We start from the raw sequence: 20,682 nt of genomic DNA, 5'->3' as shown, positions 1-20,682 counted from the left end.
TAAATAACGCGGCCAGGGCTGCACAAAGAGATGAAGAAATTAAAGGAATTATTAAACGGAGTGAATGTCGGAAAAGTATATGGGGATACCGACCGGGAGATCGGACATATCCATTTCGATTCACGCAAAATCGAACCGGGGGATGTATTTATCGCTCAGAGAGGAGTCAATGCGGACGGACATGCTTTTATCGACAAAGCGTTGACCCGCGGGGCTGTTGCGGTAGTGTGTGAACAATTGCCGGAAAACAGACCGGAAGAGGTAACTTATATATGGACTGCAGATACCTCCGAGGCTTTGGGAGTAATGGCCGGGAATTACTGGGATAATCCTTCCCGGGAACTGAAACTGGTCGGGGTGACGGGGACAAACGGAAAGACGACGACGGCAACCTTGTTGTACGAACTGGTTCGATTGGCCGGAGAAAAGGCCGGACTGTTGTCGACGGTATGTAACTATATCGGGGAGGAAAAGATTCCGGCGACACATACAACTCCGGATGCGCTGTCTATCCAGGAATTATTACGGCGGATGGTAGATGCCGGATGCCGGTATTGTTTTATGGAAGCCAGTTCGCATGCGATCCATCAGAAAAGGATTGCCGGTCTGGATTTCGACGGGGCTATTTTTTCCAATATTACGCACGATCATCTGGATTATCATAAAACATTCAAGGCTTATATCGAAGCGAAGAAAGCTTTTTTCGACCGTTTACCGGCCCATGCTTTTGCTTTGACTAATGCAGATGATAAAAATGGCCTGGTGATGTTGCAGAATACCAGGGCACACCGATATACCTATTCTTGCCGGACGATGGCTGATTTTACAGCTAAAGCGATCGAGAAACATTTGGACGGAACCTTGCTCCGGCTCGACGGGGAAGAAGTGTGGACCAAGTTTACCGGTGATTTCAACGCTTACAATCTGTTAGCAGTATATGCTGCAGCCCGTTTGTTGGAGTTCACGAAAGAGAACGTATTGGAATATGTGAGTTTGCTGGTGCCGGTGTCCGGACGTTTCGAAACTTTGATTTCGACCGAAGGAGTGATGGCGGTGGTCGATTATGCCCATACTCCGGATGCTGTAGAGAATGTATTGTCGACGATTTGCGGATTGAAGGGCAGAGATAATCAGGTGATTACCGTTGTGGGAGCCGGAGGCGACCGCGATAAGACCAAACGTCCGGAGATGGCTGATGCAGCTTGCCGTTATAGTGATCATGTCATCCTCACTTCCGATAATCCGCGGAGTGAAGATCCCGAACAGATCATCCGTGATATGCTGACCGGAGTGAAAGAAGGATTTCAGTACCGGGTAGAAGCCATTACCGACCGGAAAGAGGCTATCCGGAAAGCGATTGGTATGGCTTCAAAAGGAGACATCATATTGGTTGCCGGTAAAGGACATGAAAATTATCAGGAAGTGAAAGGAGTAAAACACCACTTCGACGATAAGGAAGTTATCCGGGAGATTTTTGATCTCTCTAATCGCTAATTCCTAACTTTTAAACGTAATGTTGTATCATTTATTTCAATATTTAGAGAGTTTTGATTTTCCGGGAGCCGGGGTGTTTCAATACATCACTTTTCGCTCGGCCTGTGCTATTATTTTGTCCTTGATCATTGCTACCGTGGTGGGGAAAAGAGTGATCCGGATGCTGCAGAGACAGCAGATCGGGGAGGAAATCCGTGATTTGGGTTTGCAGGGCCAGATGGAGAAGAAAGGAACACCGACGATGGGGGGGATCATTATTTTACTGGCTATCCTGATCCCGGTACTTTTGTTCGCCCGTTTGGATAATGTCTATATCCAACTGATGATTATTTCGACAATATGGTTGGGATTGATCGGTTTCGCCGATGACTATATCAAAGTATTCCGGAAGCATAAGGAAGGGTTGAAAGGCCGTTTCAAAGTGATCGGACAAGTAGGGCTCGGATTGATTGTCGGACTGACCCTCTATATGAATGATGAGGTCGTCATCCGGGAGAGGGCTGCGGTGAGTGAAATCGGTGTGGTGACCAGTACGGTGGATGAAGGATTTTCTGCTGAGGGTACCCAGCAGGTCCGTACGAAAGATATCAAATCGACGAAAACAACTATTCCTTTTTTTAAAGATAACGAGTTCGATTATGCTTGGTTTACTTCTTTTGCGGGAAAATATGCCGACGAGCTGGGGTGGCTGTTGTTTGTTTTGGTTACTATTTTTATCATTACAGCTGTGTCGAATGGGGCGAATCTGACCGATGGTCTGGATGGTCTGGCTACCGGAACGTCGGCGATTATCGGAGCGACGCTGGGAATCCTGGCCTATGTGTCGGGGAATATGGTCTATGCCGATTATCTGAATATCATGTACATTCCGCATTCCGGAGAATTGGTGGTATTCGGTTCTGCCTTTATCGGAGCGACGATCGGGTTTTTGTGGTATAACTCTTATCCGGCCCAGGTGTTTATGGGGGATACCGGAAGTCTGGCATTGGGAGGGATCATTGCCGTTTTTGCTATTATCATTCATAAAGAATTATTGATACCGGCTTTGTGCGGGATTTTCCTGATGGAGAATCTGTCTGTCGTGATGCAGGTCAGTTATTTTAAATATACGAAAAGGAAATTCGGAGAAGGAAGAAGGATTTTTTTGATGGCGCCTTTACATCATCATTTTCAAAAGAAAGGTATACCCGAACCTAAGATTGTTACCCGCTTTTGGATTATAGGTATTATTCTGGCGGTGGTGACGATTGTGACGCTGAAGATAAGGTAGAAAGTAAAAGGCTGAAAGGCTAAAAGCGATAAGCTATAAGCTGAAGGCTGGAAGTTATGGGATAGAAGGAGGGGAAAGAAAGGGAGGAAAATAAATATAAAAATTGAAGTCTATGAAATTGGTGGTTTTAGGAGGGGGAGAAAGTGGGGTCGGTGCAGCCTTGTTGGGCCGTCATTTAGGATATGAAGTATTTTTGTCGGATAAGGGAAAATTGGCTGAATCTTATCGGGACGAATTGATTACACACCGGATTGCGTTTGAAGAAGGGCAGCACTCGATGGATCGGATTTTTGCTGCTGAATTGGTGGTAAAGAGTCCTGGGATTCCCGATACGGTGCCGATGGTCGTAGTTCTGCGCGAAAGGGGAATCGAGGTGATTTCGGAAATCGAATTTGCCGGCAGGCATACGGAGGCGAAAATGGTGTGTATTACCGGGAGCAATGGGAAAACGACGACTACCTTGCTGACTTGTCATATTTTGACTACAGCGGGGATCGATGCCGGATTAGCCGGAAATGTGGGGCGTAGTCTGGCTGCACAGGTGGCAGAGGATGCACATCCGCTGTATGTCGTCGAGCTTTCGAGTTTTCAGCTCGACGGGATGTTTGATTTCCGGGCGGATATTGCCGTTCTGACGAATATAACCCCGGATCATTTGGATCGGTACGACCATAAATTCGAAAATTATATCGATTCGAAGTTCCGGATACTGAATAATATGCGTCCTCAGGATTTGTTTATTTACGGTTTGGATAGCGAGGCGGTAGGGCATAAACTCCGGCAGGTGAGAGTTGTGCCCCGGATGGCCGGATTTACTTATGCTGACCGGAGTATATGGGAGAAAAATGCATGTCGAAGCGGTGCCTGGATGGAAGGAGAAGAGGTGGTCGTACGGTTGGAAAACCGGCAGTTCCGGATCGCCAAACAGGAGATCAGTATTCAGGGGAGACACAATATCTATAATGCGATGGCTGCGATTCTGGCTTGTATGCAGGTCGGCGTTTCGGACGAAAAAATCGCAGAAGGATTGCGGACCTTCCCGCAGGTGGAACATCGGCTCGAAACCGTGCGGGTAGTGGAGGGTGTGACTTATATCAACGACTCGAAAGCCACCAATGTCGATTCTGCCTGGTATGCCTTGGATAGTATGACTACTCCGGTGATTTGGATTGCCGGAGGTACGGATAAAGGAAATGATTACAGTGTCTTGTTCGATCTGGTACGTCAAAAAGTCAAAGTGTTGATTTGTATGGGCGTGGATAACCGGAAATTGATCGATAATTTTTCCGGAATTTGTCAGGTAGTCGATACACATAGTTTGAAAGATGCGCTGGCAGCTGCCCGGCAGTATGCGGTGGAAGGAGATACGGTTCTGCTTTCTCCCTGTTGTGCCAGCTTCGATCTGTTCAAAAATTACGAAAACCGCGGCGAACTTTTTAAAGCTGCCGTAAAAGAGCTGTAGGGAATTGTGAACTGAAACCTGGATTCGATTGAAATGAACGACTGGAAAGAAAAAATAGCATTTAAGGGAGATAAGATTCTCTGGTATATCGTTATCATGCTGATGATCGCTTCTGTCATGGTGGTGTATTCCTCTACAGGACGTCTGGCTTATAACGAGAAGGCGGGGAATACGTTTTTCTATCTGATCAAGCAATTATTTCTGATCGGAGGCTGTTTTGGAGTGATGTTTATCGTACAGTCGATTCATTACCGGTATTTTTATAAATATGCCGGAGTGTTGTTGTTCGTATCTATGATTTTGTTGGTTTGTGCAGCTTTTGGGGGTACGAATATCAACGGAGCCGGGCGATGGATCCGTTTGCCTTTGATCGGTCTTACTTTTCAGCCTTCCGAGCTGGCGAAAATCGCTATCATGATGTTTACAGCCCGGATTTTGTCCGAGGCTCAGACCGACACGCATTGTGACGATAGCGTTTTACAGAAGTTTCTGCTTTTTGTGGGACCGGTGATTTTGTTGATTTTTATGGATAATTTTTCTACCTCGGCTTTGATCGGGGCAGTATGTTTTATCCTGTTTATGATAGCCCGGATGCGCTGGCGGTTGTTGGCGATGACCTTGGGAACCGCTTTGGCGGCGATTGCTTTGGTGTTGATTCTGGGAATTTATGTGCCTCAGGTGAAAGAATGGGGACGGATCGGTACGATGGTTAACCGTATTACAGATTTTGCCAAAGGCGGAGAGGATGGAGACGGTTATTCCTATCAGTCGGTACAGGCTCGTATTGCGGTGGCTAAGGGTGGATTGATGGGGAGTGGACCCGGTAACAGTACGCAGCGTAATTTTTTGCCTCACCCTTATTCTGATTTTATTTATGCTATTGTAATTGAAGAATACGGACTGGGAGGCGGTGCTTTCATCATGTTGCTGTATGCGGTGATTTTGTTCCGGGTAGGAGTGATCGGGCGAAAGAGCATGAGGAAGGAAGTGTTGAATGATCGGGGTATGCCGGATATTTTTCCGGCTTTGCTGGTTGTCGGTTTAGGGTTGACGATCGTTTTACAGGCAATGATCAATATGGGAGTCTGTGTGGGGTTATTACCGGTGACCGGACAGACCTTGCCTTTGGTGAGTATGGGAGGTACGTCGCTCTTGTTTACCAGTGCAGCTTTCGGCGTGATTCTCAGTATTGCCCATACCTTTTCACCGGAGGGTGAACAGGAAGAGAGCGAACGGCTGAAGATGAAAAGTGAAAAACAGGGGCGGAAGAACAGACGGGAAGAATACGAACCCGAGGAAGTGCTGGTCGATGAAGTGGAAGATGGGGAATTGCCGGAGATGCAACCCCGGACCGTAACGCCTCCGACAGGAAGACGGCGGGGGAGAAAACCGGCAGAGTACGACGAAGATCGGGATTTCGATATTCTCGGTGAGGAAGGAATCGGAGAGATCAGGGACGAGTTGGAAAGTGAAGGCCGGGAAGTATTGAATGAGCTGAAGCGAAGGGGAAGATAAATTGGAAGTTTATAAATTTAAGTTATATACGGATTTTTGATTTGAAGATAGATTAATACTTTTGTGATATGAAAAGAGTGATTGTTAGCGGAGGAGGTACCGGAGGACATATCTTTCCGGCGTTGTCGATTGCGAATGCATTGAAGCGGTTGCAACCGGATATCGAGATTTTGTTTGTCGGGGCCGAGGGGAAGATGGAGATGGAAAAAGTGCCTGAAGCGGGTTATCGCATCGAAGGATTACCGGTGAGGGGACTAAAACGTAAACTGACTCTGGAAAATGTGAAAGTATTGTATAATCTTTGGAAGAGTCTGCGTAAAGCCAGAAAGATTATCCGGGAGTTTAAACCCGATGCTGTGGTGGGAGTCGGTGGATATGCCAGTGGGCCGATCGGACGGGTAGCTGCAGAAGCAGGTATTCCTTTGATTTTGCAGGAACAGAATTCCTATGCAGGGGTGACGAATAAACTACTGGCGAAGAAAGCTTGTAAGATTTGTGTGGCTTATGAAGGGATGGAGCGTTTTTTTGAAAAAAAGAAAATTATCTTTACCGGTAACCCGGTACGGAAAGATCTGTTACAGGCCCGGGAAATCAGGGCTGAAGGGATAGAATTCTATGGACTGGATGCCTCGAAGAAGACGATATTGGTGACCGGAGGAAGCTTGGGTGCCGGCACATTGAATAAAGCGGTGATGCGTTGTTTAAAGGATATAGGACAGTGGCAAGAGGTACAGGTATTGTGGCAGTGTGGTAGTTATTATTATGAGAATCTGAAAAAACAGCTGGAGGGTAAATTACCGGAAAATGTAAAATTACTGGCTTTCCTGAAGCGGATGGATTTGGCTTATGCTGCTGCGGATATTGTCGTTGCCCGTGCCGGAGCAGGGACAATATCCGAACTTTGCTTATTGGAAAAAGCAGCAGTATTGATTCCTTCGCCTAATGTGGCAGAAGACCATCAGACAAAGAATGCTATGGCGCTGGTCGATAAAGGGGCTGCTGTCATGATCAGGGATGCGGAAGCTGAAGAACGGTTGGAACAGGTGCTCACCGGTTTGCTATCGGATGAAAAACAACGAAAAGAGCTGGAAAAGCATATAGCGAAATTGGCTATCCGGGATTCGGATGAGCAAATTGCGAGAGAAATATTGAAGGTGATCGGCTAAGTGTTTGAAAATATTATGGTTGAGTTAGAACAGACGATAAAAAACGTTTATTTCCTGGGTATCGGAGGAATAGGTATGAGTGCTTTGGCCCGTTATTTTAAGGCTAAAGGGTACAAAGTGGCCGGTTATGACCGGACTCCTTCGGCATTGACTCAAAAAATGCAGGCTGAAGAAGAAATCCGGATTAATTATATCGATGAAGAGGAAGAGATTCCGGCTGAATTCCGGGATAAAACGACGACGTTAGTGGTATATACTCCGGCGATACCCGGGGATAACCGGCAACGGGCTTATTTCGTAGGGGCGGGTTTCGATTTGCATAAACGGGCGGAGGTCCTGGGTATGATTTCCCGGAAAGGAAAGGCGATCTGTGTAGCCGGTACACATGGGAAAACGACGGTATCTACGCTGACTGCTTTTTTGTTAAAAAATTCAACTGTAGGATGTAATGCTTTTTTGGGTGGAATAGCGGTGAATTTTGGAACTAATCTATTGCTGGATCGTAATTCTTCGTATATCGTTATCGAAGCAGATGAATTCGACCGTTCGTTTTTACATCTGAGTCCGGAAATAGCGGTAATTACGGCAATGGATGAAGATCATTTGGATATCTATGAGAATAAAGCCAATCTGTTGGAGGCTTTCGAAGCATTTGCCGGACAAGTGAACCCACAGGGCGGGAGACTGTTTCTGAGAAAAGGATTGCAGTTGAAGCAGACGCAGGTAACCGGTTATTACGGCGTAGAGGTGAAAGCCGATTGGTATGCCGATGGGTTGAGGATCGAACAGGGACGTTATGTATTCGATTATCATGGGCGTGGGGTAGATATCGAAGGATTGATACTGGGAATACCGGGGCGGTTGAATGTTGAAAATGCAACGGCAGCCATTACGTTGGCTTTGGAAGCCGGAGTACAGCCTGAGGAAATCCGGAGAGCACTGCCTGACTTTAAGGGAGTAGCCCGGCGTTTTAATATACAAGTGTATACCGAAAAGACCATTTATATCGACGATTACGCTCATCATCCGCGGGAGATCGAAGCTACGCTGCGTTCTGTCCGGGAAATGTGGCCTGATCGGCCGATGACGGTGGTTTTTCAGCCTCATTTATATACCCGGACCCGGGATTTTCAGGAGGATTTCGCCCGGAGCCTGAGTTTGGCCGACCGGGTGGTTTTACTGGAGATTTATCCGGCCAGGGAACGACCTATTCCGGGAATTACTGCGGAAGTGATCCGGAAAAGGCTTACTGTTCCGGGGAATATTGTGACAAAAGAGGAACTGTTACAACAGATTATACCTGATTTTCAGGGAGGTATATTGGTGACGATGGGAGCAGGGGATATTGATCGGTTGGTGGGAGAGATTGGGGAGAAGGTAAAAAGGCAGAAAGTAAAAAGTTAAAGACTAAAAGCTATAAAGGCAGGGAAAAATGAAAAAAGCATTGCCTTACATATTATCTGTCAGTTTGTTTGTATACCTGATAATTGTGTTTACCTTTGCATCGGCAAAATTGAGGGAGGTAAAATGTGAGGGTTTGCAGGTTGTCGTTGACGGTACCGAAGAAAATGCGTTTATCGACGAGACGGAAGTGTTGGGGATTATTAAACGCGGATATGGTGATATCGGGGGATGCAATATAGTCAGTGTCGATAAAGACAGTTTGGAGCATATTCTGGTCAGAAATTCGGTGATTAAGTCGGCTCAGGTTTACTACACTTTGGACGGTTATTTTCATGTAGAAATCACACAACGAAAGCCTGTACTGAGAATTATGTCAGGTGAAGGTTATTATGTGGATGAAGATGGTAAAATCATGCCGTTGTCCCGGAAATATACGTCACGCGTAGTCGTGGCTACCGGAAATATATCCAGAAAGTTTGCTTGTGATGGTTTATACCCTTTTATAATGACTTTACGGAATGATGAGTTCTGGGATGCTTTGGTGGAACAGATCGTTGTCGAAAAAGGAAATGAAGTTGTACTGATCCCGAAAGTCGGGAATTTCAGGATTGTATTGGGGACTTTGGACGATATGAACGAAAAATTGGAAAATTTACGTCTTTTTCTTCGGGAAGGTATAGTTTTAAAGGGATGGAACGTATATAAAGAAATAAATCTGAAGTTTAAGAATCAGATAGTATGTGTTAAAAGATAATATAGCAGATTATGGGTTGGACTGCATCTTTGGATATGGGATCTGAAAAAATGGTCATGGCGCTGGCTTCGGGAGAAGGGAGCGTTTGCTATTTGAAAGGAATAAAGATTATGGCCTCACAAGGCGTCGAACATGGCGTAATCAAGGATAAGGAGAAGGTGAGAATGTGTATTCGTAGCCTGATGTCGGAGCTGATGAAAGACCGGGAAATCGAGGTGATGAATGTGGCCTTGTCGGGAGCTGTTTTGCGGATCGTCGAACGAAGAATAGTCGTACCTATACAAAAGAAAGTCGTTGAACAAAGTGATTTATTCCGGGCAGAACAACGTTGCATAGACGCTTATGGCGGAGGACAAGATGAAGTGGTGGATATCCTGCCGGTAGGTTATGCGATCGACCGCGGGGAAATGATCGCCGATCCGCTGGGTAGAAGCGGACGGAATCTGGAGGTGACTTATCAGGTATATCTGGCCGATTATGATTATTTGGCCGATATTCAGGGACTGTTCGAGGGAAGCGGGATTCAGGAGATAGAGTTTTATCCGGCGGTTCGTGCTTATGCTGAAGCGCTGGATGTAGAACGGGCTGAACGTGACTTTGCTTTGGTGGATCTGGGAGCGATGGGAGTGAACGTCGTCCTTTTCCGTGATGGAATGCTGGAATATGAAGCGCATTTGCCGATCGGGGTACGGACGATAGATACCGATACGATGGCTGCTTTTGCCTTGAGTTTCGGACAAGCCCGTAAGTTGAAACACGAATACGGACAGGCCTTAAGGTCGATCTGTAAAAATAAAAAATTGCCGATACCGGATACCCGCTTAACGTTGGAAAGCCGGGATTTGGCTACGGTTATACAAAGTCGGTGCGAAGAATTGCTGGAGGGTGTGATTTTCCAGTTGCAGCAATGGGGATTCGATGATGTCGAAGATCCGGTGTTGTTGACAGGAGGAGGCAGCCGGTTGCAGGATGTAGATGAATTGTTGCGGCGGATGTCCGGACATCCTGTAGAAAGTGCTGCGGCACGTCGGATTCAGGCACCCCGGGAAGAAGTGTTGCGGACACCTGAGTATCTGGTGGCTCTGGGATTGTTGCTTTGTGCCCGGCAAGAACCGAAGGAGACCCCTAATGGTATTGGAGAAAAGATTGTCAGAAGAATCGGTAAGATCTTCGGTATTTAGGCTCCGGAATGTTTAACTTTTATTTTTCAAGTTATGGAAATTGAAGACGACCTGATTTCATTGAAATTACCTGATGCAACTCAAGAAGAATCGATCATTAAGGTGATCGGTGTCGGCGGAGGTGGAAGTAATGCCGTAAACCATATGTTCCGGCAGGGAATTCATGGGGTTGAATTTGTCGTTTGTAATACGGATATACAAGCTTTGCGCCAGAGCCGGGTAAAAAACCGGATCCAGTTGGGGAAGGAGCTGACAGAAGGACGCGGGGCTGGTTGCCAGCCCGAAAGAGGACGTCTGTCAGCTATCGAGAGTATGGATTTTATCAAGACGATTCTCGAACATAATACCCGGATGGTGTTTATTACTGCCGGAATGGGGGGAGGGACGGGTACCGGAGCCGCTCCTGAAATTGCCCGGCAGGCGAAGGAATTGGGTATTCTGACCATCGGTATCGTGACCGTGCCTTTCAGCTTCGAAGGCAAACGCAAGATCGAACAGGCGATGACCGGTATCGATGAACTGGAAGAATATGTAGATGCTTTGCTGATTATTGCCAATGAACGGTTGCGGGAGATATACGGCGACCTGAAGTTGTCCGATGCTTTTGCTATGGCCGATAACGTTCTGACGATTGCGGCGAAGAGTATTGCCGAAATCATTACCGTAAAAGGGTATGTCAATGTCGATTTTGCCGATGTCGAGAGCGTGATGCGGGATAGCGGGGTAGCTTTGATGGGAGCGGCTGAAGCGGAAGGAGAAGGCCGGGCGATGGAAGCCTTGACGAATGCTTTGATATCGCCTTTGTTGAACAGTAACGATATTCGGGGAGCCTCTAATATTCTGTTGAATATGCTTTACGGCGAAAAGGAAGTCACGATGGATGAAATCAGTCTGATTACCGATTCGTTGCGGGAGAAAGTAGGAAGAAATGTGAATGTGATTTGGGGGACCGGTAAAGACGAGACCTTGGGGGATAAACTGCGGGTAGCGGTGATCGCTACCGGATTTAACAATAACCGGGGAAGAGCTACTGCTGCAACAGGGCAGAAAATAGAAACGGCAACTACGACATCGGCTAAAAAGCCCTATTTTAAGGTGGAGCCCTTGCCCGACGATCTGGAGATGAAGGTCATGAATCCGGCCGAACTGGAGGAAGAAGCCCGTTTGCGCCGTCAGAGACAGGAAGAAGAACGGGCGAGAAAACAGAAACGGGAATCTAACCGACGGGTAGACCGTTTTGAGCGGAGCCAGCGGGGAGTCAATGAAGTGCCCGATACGAACGGATGGCTCAAACGAAAGATCGGTACGCTTTTTAGTGATGAAGAATAAACAAATAAACGAATAATACCATGGTCGACGGATTTATAAATTTTAATCTGAACGAGAAAACGCCTACCATTATCAAGGTGATCGGTGTCGGGGGCGGAGGTGGAAATGCTGTGGAATATATGTACGAGAAAGGGATCTGTGATGTCGATTTTGTCATTTGTAATACAGATTATCAGGCGCTCCGCAACAGTCCGATTCCTTGTAAAATTCAGTTGGGGAAAGAGTTGACCGCAGGACATGGAGCAGGTAATAATCCTGTCATGGGGGAGAAGTCGGCTCAGGAGAGTCTGGCCGATATAGAAGCTATTCTGAAGAAGGATACCCGGATGGCCTTTATCACGGCTGCTATGGGAGGAGGTACCGGTACGGGGGCTGCCCCGGTGATTGCCAAGTTGTCTAAGGACATGGGGATTCTGACGGTTGGGATCGTTTCGGTGCCGGCGCGTTTCGAAGGTCCGAAACGTTTGGATCAGGCCCGTGACGGATTGCGTCGCTTAAAAGATCATGTGGATTGTCTGATCGTTATCGATAATGAAAAAATTAAATCGATCTATGGATCGCAAACTATATCGCAGGCTTTTGCAAAAGCCAACGATGTACTGAATATCGCTGCTAAAGGTATTGCTGAGATTATTACCCTTCCGGGATATATCAATGTCGATTTTGCCGATGTCAGGACGGTGATGACGGATAGTGGGGTGGCTATTATGGGAGCTGCCCAGGCTACCGGCGAAGACCGGGCGATCCGGGCAATCACAGAGGCTTTGGAAAGTCCGCTGCTGAATAATAACGATATTTTAGGAGCGAAAGATATTTTACTGAATATTACTTCCGGAACAGATGAGATTACCATGGACGAAATGTCTCAGATTACTTCCCATATTATTCGTAAAGTGGGAAATAATGCCGCTGTGATCTGGGGTGTGGGTACCGATCCTGATTTGGGAGATGCCATCTCTGTGACGATCATTGCTACCGGTTTCCCTACCGGAGATATCGAGTTGTTCGGAGAAGAGAATACTTGTGCCGGATATGCTAAACAACCGGAATGCCTGAAAGAGGAAGAAGTACGGGTGAAACCCGGATTGACCGAAGAACAGGTGAGGGAATTAGAGACGGTACCTGCATTCGAACGGAGGGACTTGAGGGTGAGTTGAGGGGAGGTTGAAAGCTAAAGGCTAGAGAGCTAAAGGCTAAAAGCTAAAGACGGGAGAGGCACAAAAAGTAAAAGGTAAAAGGTAAAAAGTAAAGGGGGGGAAAGATAGGGGGAGGAAGAGAGAGATGGGAGAGAGGAGAAAGTGCAACAATGGAGTTGCCAAGTAACGCAGCAAGGTGCTGCATTAAAAAAAAGAATGGAAAAATTTAAAGAATTAGGTTTAGAAGGAGAAATTCTAAAAGGAATTGAAGATTTAGGGTTCGAGGTTCCTAGTCCTGTACAGGAAAAAGTAATTCCCGTGATTTTAGGGGAAGAAAATGATTTGGTGGCCTTGGCTCAGACCGGGACCGGTAAAACAGCGGCTTTCGGTTTGCCGTTATTACAGAAGTTGGATACTTCATTGAATGCAATTCAGGTGCTGATTCTGAGTCCTACCCGCGAGTTGTGTATGCAGATCGGTAAGGACTTGCAGAATTATGCGAAATACCGGAGTGATATCCGGGTGGCATGTGTATATGGGGGGGCGGATATCCGCAAGCAAATCAGGGAATTGGATAGGGGAGTACACGTATTGGTGGCTACTCCGGGCCGTCTCTGTGATTTAATCAAGCGGGAAGCGGTGAAAATCGAACAGGTTCGGGCAGTCGTACTCGATGAAGCCGACGAGATGTTGAATATGGGTTTTAAGGAGGATCTGAATTTTATTTTGGATGAAACTCCTGCAGAAAGAAATACCTATCTGTTTTCAGCGACTATGCCTCGTGAGGTGGAACGTATCGCTAAGAATTATCTCCGTAATCCTCAGGAAATTTCTACCGGAAAGAAAAATCAGGGTGCAGATACAGTGACGCACGAATATTATCAGGTGCTGGCCAGGGATTGTTATGAGACTCTTCATCGGGTGATCGACTGCGCTCCGGATATGTATGCGATTATTTTCACCCGGACGAAAATGGATGCCCGGGAAATTGCCCGGAAGTTACAGAAAGACGGGATCGATTGTGATGCCCTGCACGGTGACTTGAGTCAGGCACAACGGGATGACGTGATGGATCGTTTCCGGGCTAAACGGCTGAAAGTGCTGGTGGCTACCGATGTGGCTGCCCGGGGATTGGATGTGGACAATCTGACTCATGTAATCAATTATAATTTGCCCGAAGATGTGGAAAGTTACACCCATCGTAGCGGTCGTACCGGCCGGGCCGGACGTGAGGGGATTTCGGTGGCTATTATCAATTCGAAAGAAAAAGGAAAATTGCGCCGGATCGAGAATATCCTGAAGAAAAAATTCCAGTATAAGGAAGTGCCCGGAGGTGAAGAAGTGTGTCGGGCTCAGCTGTCGTATTATGCCGACAAGATCCTGATGACAGAACCGAAAGAGACTCTGGATAAATACCGGCACGAGTTGTTCGAGAAATTCGAAGAGTTGTCTAAAGAAGAGTTGATCCAGAAGATGATGTCCTATGAATTCGGAAAATTACTGAAAAAATATGCTTCGGTTGCCGATTTGAATCTTCCGGATGAAGAGCGGCACGATGGAGGACGGGGAGAAAAACGGCGTGGAGAACGGAAAAATGAAGAGAGTGTGACTTTTACGACTTTCTCTGTGAATGTCGGTAAGGAGGACGGGTTCACTCCACGTGATCTGATGACTATTATCAATGAGAATGCTCCGCGGAAAGGATTGGAAATCGGGAGTATCCGCATTTTCGATAATAATACGAAATTTGAAGTCGATGTGCGTGGAATCAACGGGTTTATGTCTTGTTTCCGGAATGTCAGTTTCAACGGTCTGCCCTTTACGCTTTCCGAGGTAAAGGATCGTTATAACCGTTCGGACCGGGGGGGAGAACGCAGACGAGGACGGGAATCGGGTGGAGGACGCCGGAGTTCTACTGCCAACAATAAATGGCGTTCGGAAAATCGCCGGAGTGACGGAAGTAGCCGTGGACGCTTCGGAGAAAAGAAAAAAGGTATCGAAAGCGGAGGTCGTTCCCGCAAGAAAAGATAAGACGATAAACGACGGATGAAATAGAACAAAAGATAAAACAGATGAAACGGTGATAACGGTTGAGTCTGTTTTATTTTTATAATGAAGCTGTTTTTCAATGGAAGTATTACTATATTTTTTGACAGGAGCCGGAATAGGTGGTTTACTGACTTATCTTTCGACCCGTATCGGGAGAAAAGGAATGGAGGTCAATCTTCGGATATTACAGGAAAAAGCGAAAGCCTGGGAAGAGAAGGAACAGCGATGGCAGGAAGAAAAAATGGCCTGGATCCGCGATAATGAACGGTTGAAGGAAAATTTGCGGCAGACGGAAGAAAAATGGAGGGGCCAAAAAGAGGAAATTTTGCAAATAGCGGCTTTACAGAAAGAACAGTTTCAAAATCTGGCAAACGATATCCTGGAGGATAAATCCCGGCGTTTTACGGAAGCGAACCGGGAAAATATAGAGCGTATACTGAGCCCTTTGAACAAAGATATTCAGGAGTTCCGTAAAAAAGTGGAAGAAAGCTATTCGAAAGAAACGGTCGGGCGGACCGTACTGGAACGAAAGATCGCAGAATTGGTGCAACTGAATAATCGGATCCGGGAGGATGCCGTCAATTTAACCAATGCTTTGAAAGGAAATACGAAAACTCAGGGGGATTGGGGGGAAATGATTCTCGAGCGAATTCTTGAAAATTCGGGATTGACGAAAGGAAGGGAGTATTTTATTCAGGAAACGTTGAAAGATGAAAGCGATAGGGTGATCCGGACGGAGAACGGGAACATGATGCGGCCGGATGTGGTTGTGGTGTATCCTGATAACCGGAAGGTGATTATCGATTCTAAAGTTTCGTTGACCGCCTACGTCGATTATTGCAATGCAGAGACTGAAACGGAACGGGAAGTTGCCTTGAAGGCCCATTTGTTGTCGGTAAGGAAACACATAGACGAATTGTCTGCCAGGAATTATTGCGATTGGTGTGACGGTGCCTTGGATTTTGTGATGTTGTTTATTCCCAACGAATCTTCTTATGTGTTGGCTATGCAATCGGAACCAACCCTTTGGCATGAAGCTTATCGGAAAAGGGTATTGTTGTTGAGTCCTTCCAACCTGATCGTATCTTTGAAACTTACTGCCGATTTATGGAGCCGGGAATACCAAAACCGCCATGCTCAGGAAATCGCTGAACGGGGAGCTAAGCTTTACGATAAGTGTGTGGCTTTTCTGGAAAGCCTGACCGCTATCGGCGACAACATCCAACGTACAGAAGAAAGTTACAGGCAAGCATTAAGCCGCTTAAAAGAAGGTAACGGAAACCTGATCTCCCAAACCCTGAAACTAAAAGAATTGGGGGTGAAATCCCGCAGAGGAGACAAAGAAATCCCCGGGGAACTGCTGAGGTGATTCTGATTTTTCTTGTTTTGTTTCCTGTTTTTCTCATTCTCCGTTTTATATTTTATCTTTGTAAAATAATCCCAAATGGAATGGAATATGGATATAGTAAAAGCAGAATTTGTCGTCAGTAATGCAACAGTGGAAAAATGTCCGAAGCCGGACCGGCATGAATATGCTTTTATCGGGCGGTCGAATGTCGGAAAATCATCGTTGATCAATATGCTGACGAACAATAAAAAATTGGCTAAGACGGCTGCACGGCCCGGGAAAACGCAATTGATCAATCATTTTCTGATCAACGATACCTGGTATATGGTGGATTTGCCCGGATATGGATATGCCCGTACTTCCGAAACCGCCCGCCGTCAATTTGAAAAAATGATTCGGGATTATATTCTCAAACGGGAGAATTTGGTCTGCCTTTTTGTGTTGATAGACAGCAGACTGGAACCGCAGAAAATCGATTTGGAATTTATGGAATGGCTGGGTGAGAATGGGGTGCCCTTTGTGATGATTTTCACGAAAGCGGATAAACTCTCTGCCACACAACGCTTGAAATGTATCGACGACTATCATAAGGTGATGCTGGAAACCTGGGAGACGACACCTATGGCTTTTATGACTTCTTCTGAAAAGCGATTGGGACGGGAAGAGGTGCTGGATTATATCGATGAATTGAACCGTACCGTAAAATTGTAGGATTGAATAGTTTATAAAGTACATAAACTTTAAGTGACAAAAGAGCAACTTTAAGAACTGATTATATTTTAGAATATGGAGACGAACGTTGTGCTTGCTGTCTTGTTTTGGGGATGTTTGCTCCTGGGGATGCCGGAGGGCCGGGGACAGGAGGCTGAGTGGCGTAAAGGGACTTATTCTGATGGGACATTACGTTATGAAGGGTATTTCAGAGCAGGAAAGCCTGCCGGAGAAATGAAACGGTATTATCCTGACGGTAAGTTGCAGGCGCGGATGGTGTATCGCGGAGATACGGTCGAAGCTGTGTTGTACAGCCGGAAAAGCGATTGTAGCATGCGGGGAAAATATGTCGGCCGGAAGAAGCAGGGGACCTGGGAATATTTTAAGAACGATTGTCTTTTGATGAAGGAGGAATATCGTGATCAGGTATTGAATGGGAAGACGGTCCGTTTTTTCAGTACGGGTAATCCCGCTGAGGAAAAAGATTGGGTGAACGGTAAACCGGAAGGGGAGTGGAAATTGTATTATGATAACGGACAGTTGCGGATGATCGCCGGTTTGAAAGCCGGAAAATTGGATGGAGAAGTGAAGACTTATAGTTATCAGGGGATATTACGTTCGGAAGGCCGGTACCGGAATGACCGGAAAGAGGGAACCTGGGTATTTTTCGACGATTCGGGGGTAGAGGTAAAACGTAAAAACTACCGCGCCGGTATTTCGGATACGGCAGAGGAAGATGAGCTGGAAGAAAGCCGGCAGTTGGATGTTTTGTTGTCGACGGTAAAAAAGATTCCCGATCCGGCTGTTTTTGCCGATGATCCGGAGGGGTATATGAAATTAACCGGGATGGAATGATGGAGGCGATCAGTCTATATGAATTGAACAACCGGATCAAGCAGACTTTGAAGGCTAGCTTTGCCGATTCGGTTTGGATTACGGCCGAGATTACAGAGGTACAGCTGAATCGTTCCGGTCATTGTTATTTGCAATTGGCGGACAAGAGGGAACAGGAAGACAGTATTGTAGCCACTGCCCGGGGGACGATCTGGGCGTTTACCTTTCGTACGTTGCGTCCTTATTTCGAGACGACAACCGGACGGCAGTTGGAGAAAGGGATGAAAGTCTTGTTGAATGTCGAGGTAGTTTTTCATGAATTATACGGTTATTCGTTGAATATCCGGGATATCGACCCGACTTATACCATCGGGGATCTGGAACGGAAAAAGAGAGAAATCCTGGCTCAGCTCGAGGCCGACGGGGTAATCGATATGAACCGGGAACTGGAATTCCCGGTATTGCCTAAAACGATCGCAGTCATTTCTTCACCTACGGCTGCAGGATTGGGAGATTTTATGAATCAGCTGCAGACCAATCCGTACGGGTATCGTTTTCAGGTCAAACTCTTTCCGGCGATTATGCAGGGGGATAAAACGACCGATTCGGTGATTGCCGCTTTGGAACGGATTTATGAATATGAATCGGTATTCGATGTGGTGGTCATTATCCGGGGAGGTGGTTCGCAGACCGATCTGGGTTGTTTCGATTCTTATGAGATGGCTGCTAATATTGCGCAGTTTCCCTTGCCTGTGATTGCCGGAATCGGTCACGAGAGAGACGAAACAATCGTCGACCGTGTTGCACATATGCGGGTGAAAACTCCTACGGCTGCTGCTGCTTTTTTGATCGAGACTTTCCGGGAGCAGGATGGGCAGTTGGAGACCTGGAAAAATGATTTTATCGTAGGAGTGCAGGAATTGCTCCACAACGAACAAAACAGACAGGTGGTAAGGATATCCGATTTTAAACGTTCGGTGCAAGTGGTGTTGACAGGGAATCGAACAAACCTGAAATTGCTGTCCCAACGTTTGGACCATGCTTCTGAAAATTATATCCGGAACCGGCAGGTATATTTCGATCGTTTGAAAATGAAAATAACCGGCCGGATAGATGTCTTGGCCGATCGTCAGCGAAATCGCCTGGAAAATTTCGGAAAGGCCTTACAACAACAAACCGGTCGGATATTTGCAGATCAACACCGTCGTCTGGAATTGGCTGCAACGACGATCAAATACGTAGATCCTAAAAATGTGCTGGAAAGAGGTTATTCGATCACCCGTTTGAATGGAAAAGCAGTCAGAAAAGCTGCGGTTTTACAAGCCGGAGAGATCGTGGAAACCGAATTAGCTCATGGTAAAATCCAATGTCAAATCCTTAACAACTCAGCAACTCAGTAACTCAGCAACTCAAAAACTCAGCAACTCAAAAACTTTTATAACCCTATGGAAGAAAATAAATTAACCTATAAAGAGGCTATGGCCGAAATCGAGGATATCGTGACTAAACTGGAAAATAATCAACTGGATGTCGATGAATTGAGCGGCAAGGTAAAGCGGGTATCGGAATTGATTGCTTTTTGTAAATCCAAACTGCACGAGACCGAGGAAGAGGTAGAGAAGATTTTGAAGACGATAGAAGATTGATGATGAGATATTGGGGATTTGTATTTTGTTTTTGTCTTTGGGGGGGGAGCGTGCAAGGACAGCCGGAGGTGGCTTTAAAGCAATTACTGGAAACGCCGGGATTGAATCACGCTGCTATCGGTATATCGGTGAAAAAAGTTGGAGATGGAACGACGGTATTGGCTCATCAGGCAGGAATGGCCTTGACTCCGGCCTCCGTGACGAAATTATTGCCTACTGTATTTGCTTTACAGGAAAGAGGGAAAGATTTTCGTTTTAAAACCCGGATCGGGTATACCGGAAAGATACAAGATGGTACTTTAACCGGAGATTTGATTCTTGTGGCAGCGGGTGATCCGACGCTCGAGTCCCGTTATTTCCCCAATCATTCTCTTTTGAGTCCGATCATCACTGCGTTGGAAAAAGCAGGAATACAACGAATAGACGGAAGTATCCGGGTCGAGGGAGCATTACCGGGAGTGAATATTCCGGGATCGTGGCCTTGGGAAGATGTTTCGAATTACTATGCAGCTTTGTATCTGCCCTTCAATTACCGGGATAATACCTGTTTTTATCATTTTCAGACAGGAGTCGCAGGCACTCCGGCTAAGTTAAAAGAGATTGTCCCTGCTTTGCCGGGAGTGAAAATAGTGAATGAGGTAACGGCTGCTGCCGGAAACCGGGATGATGCCTGGGTGTTCGGAGGACCCTATAGTGAAGTTTTATGTATTCGGGGGACTCTTCCACAAAACCGGACGCTCTTTAAAGTGAAAGGTGCGATACATCGTCCGGCTGAGGTATTTGTGGCCGAATTGACCGATATACTGAAAGCCAGAGGAATTACCGTTGCGAAGAAAAAAATCGAAGAACAACCCCGTACGGAATGGTTGACCCTGACTTCTCCTGAATTGGGGGAAATCGTATTCCATACCAACAAAGCCAGTGTCAATTTGTTTGCCGAAGCCTTAGGGGGCCTGGTAGCTCCGGCGGATTGGCCGGAAAAGGTCGGAATGTTACTCAAAGAGGCTGGGATACCGGCGGAAGGAATGATCTTAAAAGATGCCTGTGGGTTGTCGCCGATGGATGCTGTGCCGGCTTCTGTTTTTACCGACCTGTTGGTTTATGCAGACAAAGTGGTAGGGGAGACATTGGGCCGTTCATTGCCGGTGGCAGGAAAAGACGGTGGTTTAAGTGGTTATTGTATCGGAGCGACAGCATTGAAAGGACGGATGCAGGCTAAAACCGGGTCGATGTCCGGAGTACGTTGTCTGGCAGGTTACCTGACTACTACGGGGAATGAACGAATGGCCTTTACCGTTCTCATCAACCATTATACCTGTACGGCTTCACAATTACAAAAAGCGGTCGGAAAATTCTTGCAAAGTCTGCTGAGCTATTGATATT

At 46.5% G+C, this 20,682-nt stretch carries 17 protein-coding genes; all 17 read left to right on the top strand.

Going from position 1 to position 20,682, the window contains the following annotated elements; translation table 11 throughout:
- The first annotated feature begins 30 nt into the window (after positions 1-30).
- Positions 31-1,494, top strand: coding sequence for a UDP-N-acetylmuramoyl-L-alanyl-D-glutamate--2,6-diaminopimelate ligase (locus WS34_RS00885; RefSeq protein ID WP_046402526.1), 1,464 nt, complete (start codon positions 31-33; stop codon positions 1,492-1,494).
- A 19-nt stretch (positions 1,495-1,513) separates the two neighbouring features.
- Positions 1,514-2,764, top strand: coding sequence for a phospho-N-acetylmuramoyl-pentapeptide-transferase (gene mraY / locus WS34_RS00880; RefSeq protein ID WP_013611608.1), 1,251 nt, complete (start codon positions 1,514-1,516; stop codon positions 2,762-2,764).
- A gap of 112 nt (positions 2,765-2,876) precedes the next feature.
- A complete protein-coding gene (gene murD, locus WS34_RS00875) occupies positions 2,877-4,226 on the top strand; it encodes a UDP-N-acetylmuramoyl-L-alanine--D-glutamate ligase (protein ID WP_286693578.1) in 1,350 nt (449 codons plus the stop codon).
- A 33-nt stretch (positions 4,227-4,259) separates the two neighbouring features.
- Positions 4,260-5,741 (top strand): FtsW/RodA/SpoVE family cell cycle protein, encoded by a 1,482-nt coding sequence (locus WS34_RS00870; RefSeq protein WP_046402524.1) that lies wholly within the window; start codon positions 4,260-4,262, stop codon positions 5,739-5,741.
- Between the two features lie 68 nt (positions 5,742-5,809).
- Positions 5,810-6,907, top strand: coding sequence for an undecaprenyldiphospho-muramoylpentapeptide beta-N-acetylglucosaminyltransferase (gene murG / locus WS34_RS00865; RefSeq protein ID WP_046402522.1), 1,098 nt, complete (start codon positions 5,810-5,812; stop codon positions 6,905-6,907).
- Positions 6,908-6,922: 15 nt separating this feature from the next.
- Positions 6,923-8,311, top strand: a complete 1,389-nt coding sequence (gene murC / locus WS34_RS00860; protein ID WP_046402519.1) for a UDP-N-acetylmuramate--L-alanine ligase — start codon at positions 6,923-6,925, stop codon at positions 8,309-8,311.
- 28 nt (positions 8,312-8,339) lie between these two features.
- A complete protein-coding gene (locus WS34_RS00855; protein ID WP_046402517.1) occupies positions 8,340-9,065 on the top strand; it encodes a cell division protein FtsQ/DivIB in 726 nt (241 codons plus the stop codon).
- 11 nt (positions 9,066-9,076) lie between these two features.
- The gene (locus WS34_RS00850; protein WP_046402516.1) at positions 9,077-10,246 is read left to right on the top strand and encodes a cell division FtsA domain-containing protein; all 1,170 of its coding nucleotides are present in this window, start codon (positions 9,077-9,079) and stop codon (positions 10,244-10,246) included.
- A 33-nt stretch (positions 10,247-10,279) separates the two neighbouring features.
- Complete coding sequence (gene ftsZ / locus WS34_RS00845; protein WP_046402515.1) at positions 10,280-11,575, top strand: cell division protein FtsZ; 1,296 nt, start codon at positions 10,280-10,282, stop codon at positions 11,573-11,575.
- A 20-nt stretch (positions 11,576-11,595) separates the two neighbouring features.
- Positions 11,596-12,732: a cell division protein FtsZ gene (gene ftsZ / locus WS34_RS00840; RefSeq protein WP_046402514.1), complete on the top strand. Its 1,137-nt coding sequence runs from the start codon at positions 11,596-11,598 to the stop codon at positions 12,730-12,732.
- Between the two features lie 195 nt (positions 12,733-12,927).
- Positions 12,928-14,742 (top strand): DEAD/DEAH box helicase, encoded by a 1,815-nt coding sequence (locus WS34_RS00835; protein WP_046402511.1) that lies wholly within the window; start codon positions 12,928-12,930, stop codon positions 14,740-14,742.
- A gap of 97 nt (positions 14,743-14,839) precedes the next feature.
- The gene (gene rmuC / locus WS34_RS00830) at positions 14,840-16,129 is read left to right on the top strand and encodes a DNA recombination protein RmuC (protein ID WP_046402510.1); all 1,290 of its coding nucleotides are present in this window, start codon (positions 14,840-14,842) and stop codon (positions 16,127-16,129) included.
- A gap of 87 nt (positions 16,130-16,216) precedes the next feature.
- A complete protein-coding gene (gene yihA, locus WS34_RS00825) occupies positions 16,217-16,819 on the top strand; it encodes a ribosome biogenesis GTP-binding protein YihA/YsxC (RefSeq protein WP_046402545.1) in 603 nt (200 codons plus the stop codon).
- A gap of 75 nt (positions 16,820-16,894) precedes the next feature.
- Entirely contained in the window at positions 16,895-17,674 is a 780-nt protein-coding gene (locus tag WS34_RS00820) for a toxin-antitoxin system YwqK family antitoxin (RefSeq protein WP_046402508.1), read from the top strand.
- A complete protein-coding gene (gene xseA / locus WS34_RS00815; protein ID WP_118577274.1) occupies positions 17,671-19,053 on the top strand; it encodes an exodeoxyribonuclease VII large subunit in 1,383 nt (460 codons plus the stop codon). Before WS34_RS00820 ends, xseA begins: the two co-directional genes overlap by 4 nt.
- A 45-nt stretch (positions 19,054-19,098) precedes the next feature.
- On the top strand, positions 19,099-19,299 hold the full coding sequence (xseB, locus tag WS34_RS00810; protein WP_013611594.1) for an exodeoxyribonuclease VII small subunit: 201 nt from the start codon (positions 19,099-19,101) through the stop codon (positions 19,297-19,299).
- On the top strand, positions 19,299-20,678 hold the full coding sequence (dacB, locus tag WS34_RS00805) for a D-alanyl-D-alanine carboxypeptidase/D-alanyl-D-alanine endopeptidase (RefSeq protein WP_046402506.1): 1,380 nt from the start codon (positions 19,299-19,301) through the stop codon (positions 20,676-20,678). The genes xseB and dacB overlap by 1 nt, the downstream gene beginning before the upstream one ends.
- The last annotated feature ends 4 nt before the right edge of the window (positions 20,679-20,682 follow it).

The sequence above is a fragment of the Odoribacter sp. N15.MGS-14 genome (assembly GCF_000980245.1).
GTDB classification, from domain to species: Bacteria; Bacteroidota; Bacteroidia; order Bacteroidales; family Marinifilaceae; genus Odoribacter; species Odoribacter splanchnicus.
Note: the sequence above shows the minus strand (reverse complement) of the source record. Positions and strands in the feature narration are given on the sequence as shown.

Coding starts and splice junctions, on each gene's coding strand:
- rmuC (WP_046402510.1), top strand. CDS start 14,840: ATGGAAGTATTACTATATTTTTTGACAGGAGCCGGAATAGGTGGTTTA.
- WS34_RS00885 (WP_046402526.1), top strand. CDS start 31: ATGAAGAAATTAAAGGAATTATTAAACGGAGTGAATGTCGGAAAAGTA.
- WS34_RS00835 (WP_046402511.1), top strand. CDS start 12,928: ATGGAAAAATTTAAAGAATTAGGTTTAGAAGGAGAAATTCTAAAAGGA.
- ftsZ (WP_046402515.1), top strand. CDS start 10,280: ATGGAAATTGAAGACGACCTGATTTCATTGAAATTACCTGATGCAACT.
- murD (WP_286693578.1), top strand. CDS start 2,877: ATGAAATTGGTGGTTTTAGGAGGGGGAGAAAGTGGGGTCGGTGCAGCC.
- WS34_RS00820 (WP_046402508.1), top strand. CDS start 16,895: ATGGAGACGAACGTTGTGCTTGCTGTCTTGTTTTGGGGATGTTTGCTC.
- xseA (WP_118577274.1), top strand. CDS start 17,671: ATGATGGAGGCGATCAGTCTATATGAATTGAACAACCGGATCAAGCAG.
- murC (WP_046402519.1), top strand. CDS start 6,923: ATGGTTGAGTTAGAACAGACGATAAAAAACGTTTATTTCCTGGGTATC.
- yihA (WP_046402545.1), top strand. CDS start 16,217: ATGGATATAGTAAAAGCAGAATTTGTCGTCAGTAATGCAACAGTGGAA.
- WS34_RS00870 (WP_046402524.1), top strand. CDS start 4,260: ATGAACGACTGGAAAGAAAAAATAGCATTTAAGGGAGATAAGATTCTC.
- WS34_RS00855 (WP_046402517.1), top strand. CDS start 8,340: ATGAAAAAAGCATTGCCTTACATATTATCTGTCAGTTTGTTTGTATAC.
- murG (WP_046402522.1), top strand. CDS start 5,810: ATGAAAAGAGTGATTGTTAGCGGAGGAGGTACCGGAGGACATATCTTT.
- WS34_RS00850 (WP_046402516.1), top strand. CDS start 9,077: ATGGGTTGGACTGCATCTTTGGATATGGGATCTGAAAAAATGGTCATG.
- ftsZ (WP_046402514.1), top strand. CDS start 11,596: ATGGTCGACGGATTTATAAATTTTAATCTGAACGAGAAAACGCCTACC.
- xseB (WP_013611594.1), top strand. CDS start 19,099: ATGGAAGAAAATAAATTAACCTATAAAGAGGCTATGGCCGAAATCGAG.
- mraY (WP_013611608.1), top strand. CDS start 1,514: ATGTTGTATCATTTATTTCAATATTTAGAGAGTTTTGATTTTCCGGGA.
- dacB (WP_046402506.1), top strand. CDS start 19,299: ATGATGAGATATTGGGGATTTGTATTTTGTTTTTGTCTTTGGGGGGGG.